This window comes from Bacillus sp. FSL K6-1338 (genome assembly GCF_038006965.1).
Taxonomy (GTDB): Bacteria; Bacillota; Bacilli; order Bacillales; family Bacillaceae_G; genus Bacillus_A; species Bacillus_A thuringiensis_S.
This window is the reverse complement of record NZ_JBBOWI010000001.1, coordinates 915,040-933,717: the sequence shown is the minus strand read 5'-3', so window position 1 is coordinate 933,717 and position 18,678 is coordinate 915,040. Positions and strand designations below refer to the sequence as shown.

Sequence of the window (18,678 nt, the reverse complement as noted above, 5' to 3'; positions counted from 1 at the left end):
TCAAAAGGTTACATGTGTTTGCTGATTAAAAATTATTTCCTTATAAAGGATAGAATCACAATAATTATGCATATAATTCCGCCTAAAAGCTTGTCCTATTTCAGTGATTTTGTCTAAAAAATTTTGCGTATTTTTTTAACTGTGTTCCTTTAAAATTTCTCATTTCTCATGAGTCTGTTCAGTTTTTTAAAGTGTAACTTTGTTTAAAAAGCTTTGCAACAGAATTACTACCAGTAACACTCGTCATATAATTAATAATTTGTTGTATATATTCACTATTAATAATAGGCCATTGAATACCTAATAATTTTAGTGTTTTTTGAGTTTCAGTCGAATCAAGATTTATTGGTTTATAACAATTATCTTTTGGTTCTTCAAATGTCATGAGGTTTTGAATATCTTCCTGTTTCTTTTTATCTTTAGAAAGTTCTAAAATAAATTGTTGATACTCTGTTTCAGAAATTACTTTAATTGGATATCCCATTGAATTTAGTAATTTTACAAGTACATTTAAATTTAACGTAAGATGATTGTATATATGATTTACGCAATTTTTGCTATTTTCATGTATTTCATTTGAAGTTACAAACCCTGTGATAATTTTGCTGCAATAATCTACAGGTGTAAACTCAACTTCACTTGATAATAATACATCTGTCACGATACCATATTGTAATATAAATTTTAATTTGCTCATAAATGCATTTTCGGTGAAGTTATATTGATGTTGTCCATCAATATATCTATTTGTAAGATTTCCTACTCTATAAATAGTAGCATCTGTTCCCGTTAATATTGCCTTGAATATTTCATATTCCGCCAAAAATTTACTTTTCACATACACATTATCTTTGTAATTTTGTTTTACATAAAAATCGCTTTCTTTAAATATTGTTTCCGTTTCATTTAATACAAATTGTCCGGCTACACCAGTTGTAGATATATGATGTAAATCCTTAGTATCACCAACAAATGCAAGAAGTTCTTTTACCGCCTGGACATTTGCTCTTTCAAATTCACTATACTCGCCAAAATGTTTTGTTAAAGCTGCAGCATGAATAACAGTTGATATTTGTTGATGAAGCTCCTTATATAATTCGTTTTCTAATCCCATATTTTGTTTAGCTAAATCACCTTGTACAATAAAGATACGTTGATTTACTAAAGATTGATAGCTTACAAATTTATTTTTAAAATAAAATTTTAACATGTGTAATAAACGATTATTTGCCTCTTGTTTATTTTCCCCACGAACTAAACAATATATCTTACATTCTGTAGTATCCAATAGTTGTTCTAGTAGGTGAATACCTAAGAATCCTGTAGCACCTGTTAAAAGTATTTTGCTATTATTACTAAATTCGTGTCTTTTTGTTTTCTTTAGCTTCTTTGGAGGAGTTGTCAATTTAATATCTAATGTATCTGAATGTGAATTTACTTTATATCCATATTGAATTTTTTTAGCTATATTATTAATTGTTTTTAATTCAAAGTAATCTTTAATAGTTACATTCCAACCTTCAGAAAATGTTTTTACTAAAGTACTCATAATTTTTAAAGAGTGCCCACCTAGATCAAAAAAATTATCATTTATCCCAATGACAGAGGAGTCAATCCCTAATACCTCTGACCAAATTTCTACCATTTTTTGCTCTACTCTATTCCGAGGTGCTATATATCCCTCGTTCGTTTGTATAATAGAGGCCCATGCAGGTAAAGCATCTTTATCTACTTTCCCATTAACAGTTAATGGCAATGATTCTATCTTGATAAAATGAGCCGGGACCATATAATTTGGAAGATGTACCCCTACATGTTTTCTCCACTCTTGTGTATCTCCTTCGCCCACAATATAGGCTACTAAGATGTTATCTCCAAATGAATCTTCTTGCGCTACCACAGTAACTTCTTTAATGTCTGGATGATTTCCTAATATTGTTTCAATTTCACCTAACTCAATTCGAAACCCTCTAATCTTAACTTGTTTATCAGCTCTTCCTATATATTCTATATTTCCATCAGGTAAATATTTAACTAAATCACCAGTCCGATATAATCTATCATTAGAGCTATTCTTGAATGGGTGTGGGATAAATGAGGCCTTTGTTAATTCAGGTTGATTCAAATATCCTCGTGCTAATGCGATACCTCCTATATAAAGTTCACCTACTGTCCCAATAGGGACAAGTTTTTTAGCTTCATTTAATACATATACCTCTACATTGGGAATAGATCGACCAATAGGTGGTGTCCCTTTGCCGCTATAAATGTCTATAGTAGCAACCGATGCTTCTGTTGGACCATATGCATTTATAAAGAGGTGATTTTTCACCCATCGTTTTGCCACTTGTTCACTACAGACTGAACCCGCAGAAATAACAGTTTGTAATTCCTCAAATTTAGATTCATCTAACAGATTTAGTACCGTAGGTGGTAAAAATGCATGCGTAATTTTTTTTTCTAGCAAAAACTGGGTAAGTGGCTCGACTGGCATAATATCTTGTTGACCACATACATATAAAGTTCCACCAGACACCAGAGTTGCGAAGATATCATATAGTGAAACATCAAATGCAATTGAAGAAAACTGAACTACCTTACTACCCGTATTTAATTTTGTAAAATTAATGCTGGCATTAATAAAATTACATAGACCTTTTTGTTCATAAAGGACACCCTTTGGATTTCCTGTGGATCCAGATGTATAAATTACATATGCCAAATTATCTGGTTTAACTTCAATTGTAGGATTTATATTTTTTTCTCTCGAAATATTCATTTCATGTTCTTTTATATCAATACAATCTATTTCTTTAGGTATCCACTGTGTTAGATGACTTTGTGTCAGCAATACTTGTATGTTGGCATCTTTCAAGATATATTCAAGCCTCTTTGTTGGATATGCGGGATCTAGTGGGACATATGCGCCACCAGCTTTTATTATTCCTAATATACTTACAATCATCTCTAAAGAACGTTCTATATAAACCCCTACCATACTTTCAGGGCCTATGTTTCGTTTTTGTAGATAAAAAGCTAATTGATTTACTTTTTCATTTAATTCCTTATAAGTTAACTGTTGATCTTTATATACCAACGCAACAGAATCTGGATTCTGAATTACTTGCTGTTCAAATAACTCTTGAATCACCACATCTTTTTGATAATTGCCCTCTATGTTAGTCCATTCATGTAATAATTGCTTTTCTTCGTTCTTAGTGAGTATTCTTAGATTCTCAATAGGTTCCTCCGGAAATTGTAAAATTTCATCTAGCCAAATTTCAAAAGATTGAGCCATTCTTTTTATTGTAGAAACCTTAAATAAGTCTGTATTATATTCAAAATCCACTTGTAATCCTGTTGGTATCTCTTCCATTGCTATAGTTATATCAAACTTTGCACCATTCATATGTCTAGGGATTTTTTCTACGCTATGATCTAATAATTTTGGTAACTCTTTTAATTGATTGTGAAAAACAAACATTGTCTGAAATAATGGAGAATAACTCATATCACGTTCTGGTTGTATAGCTTCTATAACTTTTTCAAAAGGAACGTCCTGGTTTTCTTGTGCATCTAACATTTTTTTCTTTATTTGTTGGACCAATTCTTTAAATGTTATATTATTTGAGCAATCTGCACGATAGACTACAGTATTTGCAAAGAATCCAATAAGATCTTCAACTCCTGGATAATTCCTATTTGCAATCGGGCTGCCTACTAAAATATCTTTTTGATTGGTATAACGAGAAAGAAACCCTTGATAACTTGCTAATAATGTGGCGAATAATGTAACGCCTTCCTTAGAATTGAATACTTTTATTTTTTCTAACAATTTATTGGGTATGACAATTTGATACGTATCTCCATTATAGCTTTGTATTATTGGACGAGGATAATCCAATGGGAGTTCCAATATAGGAAGTAAACCGCGTAATTCTTTCCCCCAATATGCTATTTGTTTTTGTATAATATCTTCTGTTAACCAACTTTTTTGCCATTTTGTAAAATCAATATACTGAACAGGTAAAGGGGGAAGCTTTTCAGTTTCGTTTTCTAAAAATGCCTGATAAAAACTCATCCATTCATTGATAAAGGTATCTAATGACCAGCGATCAAAAATAATATGATGGATGGTACAAAGAAGTACTAACTCTTTATTGTCCATTATTATTAAATGAGTACGTAATAAAGGTCCTTGGCTTAAATCAAATGGCTTTTTAGCTTCTATTTTTGATATATTTTCTATTTTAGATGTTTTATCTTCAGGAGAAAGATAACGCAAATCAATTACTGATAAGGGAACTGTTATATCTTGTTGAACAATTTGCACTGGTTTTCCGTCAACTTCATGAAATACTGTCCGTAGAATTTCATGGCGATGTATTATTGCATTATATCCTTTTTTTAACATCTCAATGTTCCATTTTCCTTTTAAACGCCATGCAATCGGGACATTGTAAAGCGCACTATTTGTTACAATTTTATCCATTATCCATAAACGCTGTTGAGCGAAAGATAATGGTTCGTATTGTTCACGTTTAACTGATTGTAATGGTGTAAAAACATCGATCTCCCCCGTTTTTCCCAATAAAAATGTTAAACGTTTTGAGAAATGTTTAATGGTAGGGTATTCAAATATATCACGTATTTGTACTAGAATCGAAAAATCAACACCTAAACGTGAAGTTATTTTAGTTGCTAGGAGAGAGTGTCCACCTAACTCAAAAAAATTATCGTTTATTCCAATGGCAGAGGAGTCAATCCCTAATACCTCTGACCAAATTTCTACCATTTTTTGCTCTACTCTATTCCGAGGTGCTATATATCCCTCGTTCGTTTGTATAATAGAGGCCCATGCAGGTAAAGCATCTTTATCTACTTTCCCATTAACAGTTAATGGCAATGATTCTATCTTGATAAAATGAGCCGGGACCATATAATTTGGAAGATGTACCCCTACATGTTTTCTCCACTCTTGTGTATCTCCTTCGCCCACAATATAGGCTACTAAGATGTTATCTCCAAATGAATCTTCTTGCGCTACCACAGTAACTTCTTTAATGTCTGGATGATTTCCTAATATTGTTTCAATTTCACCTAACTCAATTCGAAACCCTCTAATCTTAACTTGTTTATCAGCTCTTCCTATATATTCTATATTTCCATCAGGTAAATATTTAACTAAATCACCAGTCCGATATAATCTATCATTAGAGCTATTCTTGAATGGGTGTGGGATAAATGAGGCCTTTGTTAATTCAGGTTGATTCAAATATCCTCGTGCTAATGCGATACCTCCTATATAAAGTTCACCTACTGTCCCAATAGGGACAAGTTTTTTAGCTTCATTTAATACATATACCTCTACATTGGGAATGGACCGACCAATAGGAGGTGCTCCATCTCCTTTGTATATTCCCGCAACGGTATAAACTGTAGTTTCTGTTGGACCATACGCATTAATAAAAAGGTGATTTTGCATCCATCGTTTTGCCACTTGTTCACTACAGGCTGATCCCGCAGAAATAACAACCTGTAAATCTTTAAATACAGATTCATCTAACAAATTAAGTACCGTAGGGGGTAAAAGTGCATGTGTAATTTTATTTTTTTGCAAGAACTGAGTAAGTGGTTCAACTGGCATAATATCGTGTTGACTACATACATATAAAGTTCCACCTGAAACTAGGCTAGTAAATATCTCAAATACTGAAGCATCAAATGATAATGAGGCAAATTGAATATTTCTACTGTCTGAATTCATTTTTGATAAATTAATACTAGAAATAATAAAGTTACATAAGCTTTTTTGTTCAATTAATACCCCTTTGGGTTTTCCTGTAGATCCAGATGTATAGATTACATATGCCAAATTATCTGGTTTAACTTCAATTGTAGGATTTATATTTTTTTCTCTCGAAATATTCATTTCATGTTCTTTTATATTAATACAGTCTATTTCTTTAGGTATCCACTGTGTTGGATGGTTTTGGGTTAGCAATACTTGTATGTTGGCATCTTTCAAGATATATTCAAGCCTCTTTGTTGGATATGCGGGATCTAGTGGGACATATGCGCCACCAGCTTTTATTATTCCTAATATACTTACAATCATCTCTAAAGAACGTTCTATATAAACCCCTACCATACTTTCAGGGCCTATGTTTCGTTTTTGTAGATAAAAAGCTAATTGATTTACTTTTTCATTTAATTCCTTATAAGTTAACTGTTGATCTTTATATACCAACGCAACAGAATCTGGATTCTGAATTACTTGCTGTTCAAATAATTTTTGAACAGTGTGTTCTGGTCTGTTTGATAATTTAAGATTAGTATTCATTATATCACTCCTTGAATATTATATTTAACAGTACTCATAGCGGTCCCAACAACAAAGCGCGAATTTCATACGCTCAGGAATTATAAAGATTATAGCCTTAGCGTACAGAATCTATGAAATGTTGGTGCTACCCCATAAGGAAAACGTAAACAATCTCATTAGGCATATTAACTTTTAGGGGCAATGCCTTAATAAGTCAATTATATAACAAGTATTAACATTTGAAGATTTAAATTTTAAAAATTTAGTCAATTAAGAAAACAGAATGATTCATTGTATTTGCATCCCTAAAAAAATCCCATCTGTTCATTTTGTACAAAAAACTTTAAATCAACATTGATATTATAATGAATTAGTTAAATTATAAATATAAGTAAATAGCGAAGAATATTGCATTCTTACTGAAAGATATATATATTTATCTAAAAATAATATATGCATTAAATATATACATATAGTTATACGCATCTATTAATAAATCCATCATCATCTTTTCTTTTTAAAGTGTTCCAAATATAAATTAATGTATAATTTATATATAACAAAGAAAAAAGTACCTACTCTTATAGGTACTTTTTTCTATTTTGATTAATTGTGCATCTAGTTACAATTGCGACTTCATTTATATTTGAACAAAGGTTAACTAAAATGAGTGGGTCTATAAAAGATTACTATTTAAATAATATAAAAATAGATTGTTCAAATTAAGAATTCTAAAGATCCTAGATTATGCCTAAACAGATAAGTAGCTAACCATCTCTACACTCGATACCACAGAAAGACTGCCAGTAATGGTGGTCTTTTTAAATTGGTGAGATTGTACTAGGTTGAGCAAAAAAATGGAACCGAAAAAGTTATTTCTAATGAGGATAGCCTTCTTATGATGAAGTTTAATTCAGTGGATCTGCAAGCAAACATAAAAGAAGGAAAAAATTACAATTTTACTTTACGTGGATATAGAGTACCTATACTTTCATGGTTTCCAAATTTAGATGGTGCCGAACCACAAAATTAGCACTATTCTTTAATAAAAAATCCTACTCATTTTTTACTGAGTAGGATTTTTTATTAAAGAGCTATTTCGTATTAATTTGTGCCATCATTTAATATGCTATTTTTAAATGATTTCCAAATTTGATAACTAATTATCTAAATTTCTAAATTCTATACAGCACTATCAATTAAACAATTATTAAATATATCTTCTATCTAAAACATCGTATTATCATTAGCTGCTTCACTTGGAATCTCTTGAATTACATCCCAGTGTTCGACAATCTTTCCATCCTTGATACGAAATATATCCACTATAGCAACTCCCTTATCTTGAGAATTAGTACGAGAATGTACATGAAGAGCAACCGTATCCCCTTCAGCTACTACACGTTTAATCTCTGCAGAGGAATTAGGATTTTTAACAAAATCCTCCTTAAAGAAATCCATGAAGGCTTTTCGTCCATCAGCAACAAAAGGATTATGTTGCTTATACTCTTCACCTACATATTTAGGGATAATATCGATATTATGTTTGTTAAAAACTTCATTATAGAAATCAACTACCATCTTTTTATTCTTTTCATTTTCTTTTACTTCTTTTGATACAGAAGCAACATTTTCGCTCTTAATTGAGTTCCCTTTGTTATTACCGGTGGAAGCTTGATATACCAAAGTCGAAACTACTCCTAAAATAAATACAGAAATAATTGTTATGATTAAACTTTTCTCTAATTTCATATATACCTACCTCTTCTACTTAAATAAGTTTTCTTCTATAAAAAGTTTGAAGAAGGAGAAACCTTCCCAAAAATGTAATGTCAGGGGTAATGTTAGGAATTTCATTTATCCTCCCCCTATACAAGGCATATTAGAAACGATTAACTCTAACTTAATACCTCATTAACAGTTGCACTGTCCACAATTTGTATAAACTTCTTAACCTTATCGTTCTCATCAAACTTATAAAGATGACAAAAATCTGCTACAAATGACTTCCCTGTAGCTTTATATGTTCCACTATATTTTCCATACACAATAACAGTATTGTTATTAAAAGCATAAATTTCATCTTTTGCACTATAGTTATCCCATTCCGTACCAAGACGTTCATGTACGTTCTTCACTACTTCATCTGGACCAATATAAGTACCCGCATATGGAAACCCAGCAGCTTCTGTCCAAGATACATTTTCACTTAAATACGTTTTGAACGCATCCAATTTCCCTTCGCCAGTTAACACATACGTTTCATGTAATAGCTTTTGATATTTATTCATATCATTAACCCCAAGGCATTTCTTTTGTTACAACTTTTGCACTTAATTCTAATACACCTTTATTTGCATAGCCTGGATATGCTGCATCAAGTCTTGCTACAAAATCTTTTGAAGTTTTACTTTCCTCAGAAGCTTGAATCGCAGTTCTTAGATAATCCATTGTCGCAGTAAGTGCTTGATTATTTAAGGATTTTTCAATTGATCCATGGCTAGGTACAATGATGTCAGCATGTAATGCTTGTAACACTTTCAAGTTTTCAATCCAAGCCTCCATTGCCGCTTTTGAGCTAGTATCAGCTAAGAATACATGGATTTCGTTAAATACATCAATACCACCAATTAATACTTTCAGCTCTTTATTAAATAAGCTAGTTCTGTAATGATCTAAGCCTACTAGTTCAAATGTTAACCCCTGAAAATCAATTGTTTTTTCTTTAAACACTTGAGGTAATACCACGTTATTCGGTGCATTTTCTCCAAGGGCGTCTTTCCAAACTTTTAATTTCCCTAAGACAGAATGAACGATATGTTCAACAGTAGACTCTGTTGCATACGCTATAGCTTCTGGGTAAACGGCTTTAATGCTCTCTAATCCAAAGTAGTAGTCTGGATCCCCATGAATAATAAAGATTTTATCTAAAGATAAGTCGTTTTTTTTCAGATACTCAACAATTTCTTTCGAATCAGATTGAGTAAATTTTGAGTTTATTAAAAATGCATGTCCTGCTTTCTCAACTAATGTTGCTGTGACCATAAAGCTTTTTTCGTCCGAACTAAACACCGTTAATTTCACATCTTTTTGATTTGTATCGATTGTTTTAAACATAGTATGTTATTCTCCTTTTATTAAAGTTATTAACTAATTATCATATTTTTATCTTGTTCCGATAAAATCTCCCACTCCCATTTATCTGAAAGTGTAATAGTACTGGCGAATATTCCGGAGATGAATGTCAGGTGGCCTAAGATAACATGTTTGCTACTATATCCTAAATTTTCTTAATATAAATTTTTAAAACGCGCTTCAATTTTACCTGGCGTCATTACGCCACCACCAATAGGAATAATTTGATTATCCTTTTGTAAAAGTAATGAAGGATAGCTATTAACACCAAGCTGTCGAACTTTATTGAAATCATTTTGGACATCTAATATTGTTTCTTGAGCGTTTAAACGTTCTAATACTTGTTCAGGGTCCAAACCATGCTCGATTGCAATTTTGCGATATGTTTCAGGATCACTCAGACTTTGGCCCTCATAATAAAACGCTTTTTGCATAGCCGAAGTGAATTCTAATAAACGGTCTGGCGCTAATGAGCGTAAAGCTGAAAAACCAATTGCAGCATCTTTCGAATTCATTTTAAAAGTCCCTTCCTCCACCAATTTTTGATAGGAAGGACCAAATTCAGCACCTGTAAGTTGATTAATTCTTTTATTTCCCTCTTCTATATATGAGAAGTTTTTCATTGGTAAATTATCTAAAAATAACCCTCCACATAAAACTGTTAATGGCACTTCAGTGTGGTTTTTGTAAAATCCTTTAATACTTTCTGAAAAACCATAGCACCATCCACAATATGCATCCCATACGTAAATAAGGTTATCTTGTTTCGTCTCCATTTAAATCTCCTACCTTTTTTTTATTATCCAGCTCAACTAAATTTTTGGTTTATATAAGTACATCTTTTTATACCTTGTTCTTTTTTAGATACCTTACTATATTTCCCCAAAACTAATATTTCCAAAGAAAGATCCACCAAGGTTTTTAACAAAAGATAACGTTGCACCTTATTGCCCCGTAACAGAAAATACTAAAGCTTGGAATATGCATTGATTTGAATGTGTTAGTAACTTTCTACACCGGGTGGCAACGTATGGACCACCATCCTTAATTAAATATATAAATCATATTTTTAGCAGATATTAGTTGTAACTAAATTAATTACATCTTTATGTAACTATTTTAGTTACAACTAATATAGAAGTCAATTCTTTTTTTCGAAAACATTAAATTTCTACATTAAGTTACAACCAATCCCACTCTTTACAAAAATATATCAACGTTTATTCAATTATATCAATCGTAACTCCGAATATATCAACGTTTCGACACAACATATCGATTTACCGACAAATTTCGAGCGCGCTATCTCCTAAACTAACAACCAATCCCACACCACGTCCACCTACAAAGAAAAAAGCACCAGGTCCCCCCTAGTGCTCTCCCTCTAAAACAAATGACAAGCCACCTCATGCCCCTTCTCAATCTCCACCATCTTCGGTACTTCCTGTGCGCATTTTTCAGTGGCGAATTTGCAGCGCGTTCTGAATTTGCAGCCGGATGGTGAGTTTAGTGGGCTTGGTACTTCTCCCTCTAGGATGATCCGTTCTTTGCCTGTGTTTGTTGGATCTGGTTCTGGCATAGATGAGAGTAGTGCTTGTGTGTATGGATGTGCGGGTTTTGTGTATAGGTCTTCACTATCGGCAATTTCTACTATGTTTCCTAAGTACATGACTCCGATTCGGTCTGATATGTGCCTTACCATCGATAGGTCATGTGCGATGAATAAGTATGTGACTCCTGTTTCTTCTTGGATGTCTTGCAGCATGTTTACGACTTGTGCTTGGACTGAGACATCGAGTGCTGAGATTGGTTCGTCACATAGGATAAAGTCTGGTTTTACAGATAGTGCCCGCGCGATGCTAATGCGCTGGCGCTGGCCTCCGCTAAATTCGTGCGGATAGCGATATAAATGTTCTTCTTTTAAACCTACCTTTTTCAGAAGGTCTAAAATGATTTCTTTTTGTTCTTCTTTTTCGTAGGAACCGTGAATGTTCATCGGTTCGCTAATAATTTGGAATACGTTCATTGCCGGGTTTAATGATGCGTATGGATCTTGGAAAATGATTTGCATTCTTTTTCGATATTCTTTTAGTTCACTTTCCTTTAAACTTGCGATATCTTTTCCGTCAAACAAAACGTTACCTGAAGTGACATCATGTAAGCGAATGATACTTCTTCCTGTCGTTGATTTTCCACAGCCAGATTCCCCTACTAACCCGAATGTTTCACCCTTTTTAATAGTGAAGCTTAAGTCATCGACTGCTTTTAATTGCTCTGTTTTTCTGCCGAATAGTCCTTTTTTAATAGGAAAATACTTTTTTAAGTCCCGAACTTCAATTAAGTTTTCTTCATGCATGTGAATCACCTACTGTCTTATCGTTTAACCAGCACATGGAACGTCTTTCGTTTCCGATTTCAAAATATGGCGGACGTTCTTTTTCACAAATGTCCATCGCATGCGGGCAACGCTCTGCGAATGGGCAACCTTGTGGCGGGTTTAATAAGTTTGGCGTTACACCTTGAATAAGAGCGAGTCTTTCTTTTACGCCGTTCGCTATTTTTGGCAAAGAGTTTAATAGCCCTTTCGTATATGGATGATTCGGCGATTGGAAAATATCAAGTACAGGTCCTTCTTCCATAATAAGCCCGCCGTACATAACGATAACGCGCGTACAGTTTTGCGCGACGATTCCTAAGTCATGCGTAATAAGAAGTAACGCCATATTCGTTTCGTTCTTTAAGTTTTTCATTAAATCTAGTATTTGCGCCTGTATCGTTACATCAAGTGCAGTCGTCGGTTCGTCAGCAATAAGAAGGTCCGGATTACAAGACATCGCCATTGCGATCATAACCCGCTGCTTCATACCACCGCTTAGTTCATGCGGATATTGTTTTACCCTTTCTTCTGGTGACGAAAGACCGACTTGTTTTAACAAGTTAACTGCGATTTGCTCAGCTTCTTTCTTTTTCACTTTTTGATGCCTTATAATTACTTCCGTCATTTGTTTCCCAATTTTCACGACTGGATTTAGCGCTGACATTGGGTCTTGAGAGATAAGTGAAATTTGATTTCCTCTAATAGAGCGCAATTCTTTTTCAGATTTAGAAAGTATGTTTTCATTATGAAAAAGGATTTCCCCTTCTTTCACTTTTCCTGGTGACGTAACGAGAGACATAACAGACTTCGCCATTACACTCTTTCCGCTTCCAGATTCCCCAACGATACCGACTACTTCTCCTTTATTTAAGCGAAATGTAACGCCGCGAACCGCTTCAACTTCGCCACTTTCTATGAAAAAAGAAGTCTTCAAATTTTTCACTTCTAGTAGTTTTTCAGACACGCTTCTCACTCCTTTCACTTAACACTTTAGTTTTCATGTCCGGCTCCTTTTGGTGCGAAAGCTTTCTTCAATGCTTCACCAATTACGTTAAAACTCAGTACCGTTAAAAGGATAAGGAATCCTGGGAAGAGCGTTAAATACCAAGCTTCACCTATATATCCTTGCGCATTGTTTAGCATGCTGCCCCAAGAAGAATCTGGTTCTCTAATACCTAAACCTAAGAAACTAAGTGATGATTCCATTAAAATCGATGTCGCAATCGTTAATGTCGCGGCGATAATAATGGTTGATAAAATGTTAGGAATGATATGTCTTACAATAATCATAAATGATTTTTGTCCTGATACTTTTGCGTATAAAACGTACTCACGCTCTTTTACAGATAACGTTTCTGCCCTTACAATACGGGCGGTGTCCATCCATGTTAGTAATCCGATAATAAGAACTAACGTCGTAATTCCTGGTTTTAAATACGCATTTAATAGTAGCATTAAAAAGAATGATGGAATTGACATAAGTACTTCAACAACTCGCATTAAAAAGTTGTCTAACTTTCCTCCAAAATATCCGCTAATTGTTCCGACTGCGGTCCCGATTGTAATAGAAACAACCATCGCAAGGAAACCGACCGCAAGTGAAACTCGTCCGCCATATAACGCTCTCGTTAAGTAATCCCTTCCGTAATCATCCGTTCCGAAAGGATGACTCATACTTGGTTCTTGTAAGCGATCTGGAATTGACATTTTACTAGGATCGTACGGCGATACGAATACGAAAATTGATGCGACCGTTAAAACCGCAAGTATAATAACTCCCATTGCAACAAACTTATTTTTCGTAAAGCTATGTTTTATCGTTTGAAATCTCCTATTATTCATTCCAAATCACCCCCTCATTCGAATGCGCGGATCTACTACGCCATATAAAATATCAGCAATTAAGTTACCGAGAATTAACATGAATGATGATAGTAATGTAATTGCCATGATAATCGGATAATCAAATCTAAAAATAGCATTTACCCCAAGTGAACCAAGTCCTGGCCATGAGAATACTGTTTCCGTAATAAATGCTCCGCCTACTAAACTTGGAATCGATAATCCGAAAATTGTAATGATTGGTATTAATACATTTCGAAGTACGTGATTAAATAACACTGTTTTCTTCGAAGCGCCGTATGCATATTGAATTTGTACATATTCTTCTTCTAATTGCTGAATCGTACTTGAACGAATATATCTCATATAAACAGATACGTTTTGGAACGCAAGCACCATGCAAGGTAAAATGCCGTGTTGCACAATATCCCAGACAGAGTCTTTACCAACGGTGCGCATCCCCATACTCGGAAGTAGGTTCAATTTTAAAGAGAATAAGTAGACTAATAGTAGTGCAAACCAGAAAACCGGCATAGAAATACCAACGTATGAAATAAAGTTTACAATGCGGTCAAAGAATGAATTCTTTTTCACACCTGTAAATAGTCCAAGTGGTATTGCAATTACGAATGAGACGAGTAAAGATGATCCCATTAATCCAATTGTTGCAGGTAATCTTTCTGTGATAAGTTCCAAAACAGGACGATGATTTTGAAGTGAGTAACCAAAGTTTCCTGTTAAAATGTTTTTTAACCATAAAAAATACTGCACGTAAATTGGTTGATCTAATCCTACACTTTTACGAATACGCTCAACATCAATTGGACTCATGTTTGGCGTTACAAAGTTTCGAACCGGATCCCCCGGTGCTAGTTTTATTAATAGAAAAGAAATAATAGAAATAACAAATAAAAGCGGAATTGCATTTAAAAGCCTCTTCGCAATTACTTTATACACAAACTTCCCCCCTCAAGCTAAAGAAGCTGATTTCCACCAGCTTCTTTATTGTTTCTTATTTCACTTCATAAATCTTAGATAGATCTTCAAACATTGTGACAGGAATTGCTTTCGCTTCTTTTAATCCATCAAACTTTTTATCTACTGCAATAACTGCTTTCGGATACGCGATTGGTAGATAAGGTACGTCTTCTCTAGCTGTCTCTTGAATTTTATGGTATAGCTCTGCGCGTTTTGTTTTATCTGTCTCAACTGCAGCTTCTTCCCATAACTTATCGAAATCAGCGTTTTTATATCGTGCATAATTGTATTCAGCATTGCTTAAGAATAAGCTCTTATATGAATCTGGCTCAGGTCCCATTATGTAACCACCAAATGTAATGTCATATTCTTTATTCTCTTTATCTAAGCCTTTTTCACTTGCCGCACTAGCATCTAATGCATTTAGTTCAACTTCTAAGCCAACTTCTTTTAATTTTTGTTGTGTATATAACGCTAAGCTTTCCATAATTTTATTATTCGTTACATACATCACACGTACTTTTTCCTTATCTTTCACGCCAGCTTTTGCTAATAAATCTTTCGCTTCTTTTTTATCATACTTATAGTCTTTAATATCTTTCGCATAATACATAGCGTCTGGCGTTAAGATTGAATTTGCTGGTTCTGCAAATTCACCCGAAACGAATGCTGAGTTAATCATTTCTTTCTTATCTAACGCATGTGCAATTGCTTGGCGCACTTCTTTTTTCTTCATAAGATCAGTATTCATGTTATAAGATAAGTAGAATAATCTACCTTCAGGGAATGTCACCATTGAGAAGTTCCCAGTGCTATCTAGTTTCTTAAAGTCTTGCGGCTCAATCATCTTCATGTTGATTTGACCATTTTGCAGTGAAACATTTGCTGTATTACGGTCTTTTACAACGCGGTATACGATAGAGTCTAATTTAGCTTTCCCACCTACATAATCATCAAATCGATCTAATGCAACGTACTCATCTGATTTATACTCTTTAAACTTAAACGGCCCTGATCCTACAGGCTGTAAGTTTTTCTTACTCTTCGCTAAATCTGCTTCCCCTTCAAATACATGTTTCGGAATTGGGAAGAAATCATTCATCACACCTTCGAAAGATGCGCTTACTTGTGGTAAAACGAATTGAGTTGTTAACTCATCTACCTTTTTCACCTCAAGCGGCTTTCCTTTAAAAATAAAGTTTTCACGACTTGAGCTATTTTGCTTCTCATCCAAAATAGATTGGAATGTAAATGCTATATCGTCTGATGTAATTTTCTTACCATCATGCCATTTCAAATTATCTTTTAATTTCAATGTCCACGTTAATTGATCTTCTGAAGGCGTAAAGCTCTCAGCAAGAACAAACTTTTTCTTACCGTCTTCCATATGATATAGCGGCGCATATAAAGCTTGCTGCACAGTTAATGACACACGATCATTCGCATAAAGCGGATTCATCGTATCTGGATTATCGCTAACACCAATCGTTAACGTTCCTCCATCTTTCGGAGTCCCTGATTTACTAGTGCCCGCTTGCTTCGAAGAATCTTTTTCCCCTGAACAAGCAGCTAATGCAATAAATAATAGTAGGACAAATGGTAATACAAACAACTTCTTCTTCATATTTCGACCCCTCTCGACTATTTAGACCTATAAGAAAACTCGGAATTAATACCGAGTTTTCTTATAGGTTTTAAATTACCACTACCTGTATGTAAAGTCAAACTTTTTTGTAAATGTGGAAAGTTTGCAATCTACTAATACATTCTTGCCATAAAATATATTTATAAGGATGATAAAATAAAAAGACCACCAAAAGGCAGTCTCAAAACTCAATCTTACTCCCTACTCCTTGCTCCACCGCTCTCTCATACAAATACTTCGCAACGATAATATCCACTACTGCCAAACCAACTGATTTGAAAATAGTAATCTCTTCATCGCTTTCGCGGCCTGCTTTTTCCTCGCTTATAATTTGACCAAGTTCAGCGTGAATGGCGTTCGCTTTGAATAGACCTTCTTTTATCGGAACTTGGAGATCGCCTGTTTCGTCTAGTGCTGCTTCTTTTGATTCGACTACTACTTTGTTTGCGCTTGTGATGGCGTGAGATGGTAGTTCTTGCATGCTCGGTCTGAATGAGCCGACGGCGTTTACGTGGACGCCTTTTTGTAGTGTTTCTGAGAAGACTGGTGTGGATGCGTTCGTAGTTGTGACGATGATGTCTGCTTCGCTTATTGCTTCATTTGGATCTCTATAAACGTATGCTGGTTTACCTAATTTCTCTTGTATATATTGCGCAAATGCATACGCTTTTTCTTCTGTTCGATTGTATAAAATGACCTTTTCGATATCTCTAACTGCAAATATTGCTTCGGCAATCCCCTTTGCTTGTTCACCCGTGCCGATAATGCATAAAGTTTTTGCGTTATGACGAGCTAAATATTTTGTCGCTACTCCTGATAAGGCACCTGTTCGAATCATCGTTAAGTACGATCCTTCTAAAAGTGCGAGTGGTTCTCCCGTTTGAAAGTCTGATAGCATCACAATCCCATTGATCGTTTTCTTTCCTATCTGTTTATTTTGCGGGACTACCGTTACTATTTTTACTCCAAGTGCCTCAAGCCTTTCCGCTACTGAAGGCATAATTAATGCCGTATTTTTCTCGTTCGCAAATGGTAATGACCCCCTTATTGGTGTAATCGTTCTTTCTGCGGAAAATTCTTTTAAAGCAAGTGCCGCGTATTCAATAACTTCATTCATATTTACTAAGTTTCTTTGTTCGTTCGCGCTTATAACTAGCATATCTTTCCACCTCCTCCTTCTACCCTAACAAAAATCCCCGTTTCAAATCATCTCTCGGATCTACAACGAACTGATGAAACCCTGTAATAAATGCATGCCCCGTTACTTTCGGAACGACAGCTTCATATGTACCTACCGCTGTTACGGATAATACTTCTCCCTGGAATTTCCCATCAGTAATGCATTCATGGACGAAGATTTCTCCTTTTTGTAAGGCATCTTTTTCAAAAAGAGTTGCGATTCTCGCTGAAGTTCCTGTACCGCAAGGAGAACGGTCTACTTGCCCATCAGCAAAAATCGTTACATTTCGTAGCGTAGCGCCTTTGTCTTTCGGTTCATCTGAAAAGATAACGCCGTATATTCCTTTCAATCCTTCTTCAAGTGGATGTTTCACTTCTATTTTGCTCTCTATATAATGTTTAATTTTACCGCCCCACGTTTGAATAGCGGGCAAGTCTTTAAAATCAACTTTCAAACCAAATTCTTTACAGTCTACAACAGCGTAAAATGCTCCTCCAAACGCGATATCTACTTGAAATTCATAGTTATCTATTTTAATAGGAACGTCTTTTTTGTATACAAATGAAGGAACATTTTCAAATGATACAGATTCTACTTCACTCCCGTTATATTTTGCATACGCAATAACTTCTCCGGCTGGGCTATCAATAATGAAATTTTGTTTTTCACCCTTTACTTCAAACATGCCTGTTTCAATTCCAACTGTAATGACAGCAATAATGCCATGACCACACATCGTACTCCATCCTTCATTGTGCATAAATAAAACACCAAAATCAGCGTGGGCACTTGCTGGTGGTGTAATGATACAACCGTACATTCCGTGATGTCCTCTCGGTTCATACATCAGAATTTCACGAAGGTAATCCAAATGTTCCATACAGTATGCGCGTCTTTCCAGCTGCGTTTCCCCTTTTATTTCTGGCACTCCGCCCGTAATAATTCGAAGCGGCTCCCCAGCTACGTGTGCATCAATCGTTGTATATATTTTACTAACCTTCATTTCTATCTCTCCCCTATACGTTGATACTATTTCCAACGCAAGTATCATGCCAAATCGTATAGCATTACTTTTTTCAAATCCCCTCAGTAATGTGTATTCTTTTTTCAACAAATTCATATACAACTGTCTACTTTTTTATACACGGCTTGGACGTTACGTTATAAAACACCTCGATAACTTTGCGATTCCTCTC

At 34.6% G+C, this 18,678-nt stretch carries 12 protein-coding genes; all 12 read right to left on the bottom strand.

Translation table 11 applies throughout. From position 1 onward, the window contains the following. Nucleotides 1-178 precede the first annotated feature (178 nt). Nucleotides 179-6,343 carry a non-ribosomal peptide synthetase gene (locus NZ044_RS04850; RefSeq protein WP_340949587.1) on the bottom strand — a complete coding sequence of 2,055 codons (6,165 nt, stop codon included), beginning with the start codon at nucleotides 6,341-6,343 and terminating at the stop codon, nucleotides 179-181. 1,209 nt (nucleotides 6,344-7,552) lie between these two features. After that, nucleotides 7,553-8,077: a nuclear transport factor 2 family protein gene (locus NZ044_RS04845; protein WP_000764209.1), complete on the bottom strand. Its 525-nt coding sequence runs from the start codon at nucleotides 8,075-8,077 to the stop codon at nucleotides 7,553-7,555. A gap of 146 nt (nucleotides 8,078-8,223) precedes the next feature. After that, the gene (locus NZ044_RS04840; RefSeq protein WP_001046370.1) at nucleotides 8,224-8,616 is read right to left on the bottom strand and encodes a nuclear transport factor 2 family protein; all 393 of its coding nucleotides are present in this window, start codon (nucleotides 8,614-8,616) and stop codon (nucleotides 8,224-8,226) included. Nucleotides 8,617-8,620: 4 nt separating this feature from the next. Beyond that, nucleotides 8,621-9,442 carry a cytoplasmic protein gene (locus NZ044_RS04835; RefSeq protein ID WP_098505542.1) on the bottom strand — a complete coding sequence of 274 codons (822 nt, stop codon included), beginning with the start codon at nucleotides 9,440-9,442 and terminating at the stop codon, nucleotides 8,621-8,623. Between the two features lie 173 nt (nucleotides 9,443-9,615). Beyond that, on the bottom strand, nucleotides 9,616-10,236 hold the full coding sequence (locus NZ044_RS04830) for a DsbA family protein (RefSeq protein ID WP_000448624.1): 621 nt from the start codon (nucleotides 10,234-10,236) through the stop codon (nucleotides 9,616-9,618). Nucleotides 10,237-10,844: 608 nt separating this feature from the next. After that, complete coding sequence (locus NZ044_RS04825; protein ID WP_118961774.1) at nucleotides 10,845-11,816, bottom strand: ABC transporter ATP-binding protein; 972 nt, start codon at nucleotides 11,814-11,816, stop codon at nucleotides 10,845-10,847. Further along, on the bottom strand, nucleotides 11,809-12,801 hold the full coding sequence (locus NZ044_RS04820) for an ABC transporter ATP-binding protein (RefSeq protein ID WP_098505543.1): 993 nt from the start codon (nucleotides 12,799-12,801) through the stop codon (nucleotides 11,809-11,811). Before NZ044_RS04820 ends, NZ044_RS04825 begins: the two co-directional genes overlap by 8 nt. Before the next feature lie 26 nt (nucleotides 12,802-12,827). Continuing rightward, nucleotides 12,828-13,679 (bottom strand): ABC transporter permease, encoded by an 852-nt coding sequence (locus NZ044_RS04815; RefSeq protein ID WP_098505544.1) that lies wholly within the window; start codon nucleotides 13,677-13,679, stop codon nucleotides 12,828-12,830. Nucleotides 13,680-13,685: 6 nt separating this feature from the next. Beyond that, nucleotides 13,686-14,636: an ABC transporter permease gene (locus NZ044_RS04810; RefSeq protein ID WP_118961775.1), complete on the bottom strand. Its 951-nt coding sequence runs from the start codon at nucleotides 14,634-14,636 to the stop codon at nucleotides 13,686-13,688. A 55-nt stretch (nucleotides 14,637-14,691) separates the two neighbouring features. Then, nucleotides 14,692-16,281: an ABC transporter substrate-binding protein gene (locus tag NZ044_RS04805; RefSeq protein WP_098505545.1), complete on the bottom strand. Its 1,590-nt coding sequence runs from the start codon at nucleotides 16,279-16,281 to the stop codon at nucleotides 14,692-14,694. Between the two features lie 202 nt (nucleotides 16,282-16,483). Next, nucleotides 16,484-17,461, bottom strand: coding sequence for an ornithine cyclodeaminase family protein (locus NZ044_RS04800; RefSeq protein WP_000960312.1), 978 nt, complete (start codon nucleotides 17,459-17,461; stop codon nucleotides 16,484-16,486). Nucleotides 17,462-17,480: 19 nt separating this feature from the next. Next, nucleotides 17,481-18,485 (bottom strand): proline racemase family protein, encoded by a 1,005-nt coding sequence (locus NZ044_RS04795; RefSeq protein WP_000868677.1) that lies wholly within the window; start codon nucleotides 18,483-18,485, stop codon nucleotides 17,481-17,483. Nucleotides 18,486-18,678: the final 193 nt, after the last annotated feature.

Coding starts and splice junctions, on each gene's coding strand:
- NZ044_RS04850 (WP_340949587.1), bottom strand. CDS start 6,343: ATGAATACTAATCTTAAATTATCAAACAGACCAGAACACACTGTTCAA.
- NZ044_RS04845 (WP_000764209.1), bottom strand. CDS start 8,077: ATGAAATTAGAGAAAAGTTTAATCATAACAATTATTTCTGTATTTATT.
- NZ044_RS04840 (WP_001046370.1), bottom strand. CDS start 8,616: ATGAATAAATATCAAAAGCTATTACATGAAACGTATGTGTTAACTGGC.
- NZ044_RS04835 (WP_098505542.1), bottom strand. CDS start 9,442: ATGTTTAAAACAATCGATACAAATCAAAAAGATGTGAAATTAACGGTG.
- NZ044_RS04830 (WP_000448624.1), bottom strand. CDS start 10,236: ATGGAGACGAAACAAGATAACCTTATTTACGTATGGGATGCATATTGT.
- NZ044_RS04825 (WP_118961774.1), bottom strand. CDS start 11,816: ATGCATGAAGAAAACTTAATTGAAGTTCGGGACTTAAAAAAGTATTTT.
- NZ044_RS04815 (WP_098505544.1), bottom strand. CDS start 13,679: ATGAATAATAGGAGATTTCAAACGATAAAACATAGCTTTACGAAAAAT.
- NZ044_RS04805 (WP_098505545.1), bottom strand. CDS start 16,281: ATGAAGAAGAAGTTGTTTGTATTACCATTTGTCCTACTATTATTTATT.
- NZ044_RS04800 (WP_000960312.1), bottom strand. CDS start 17,461: ATGCTAGTTATAAGCGCGAACGAACAAAGAAACTTAGTAAATATGAAT.
- NZ044_RS04795 (WP_000868677.1), bottom strand. CDS start 18,485: ATGAAGGTTAGTAAAATATATACAACGATTGATGCACACGTAGCTGGG.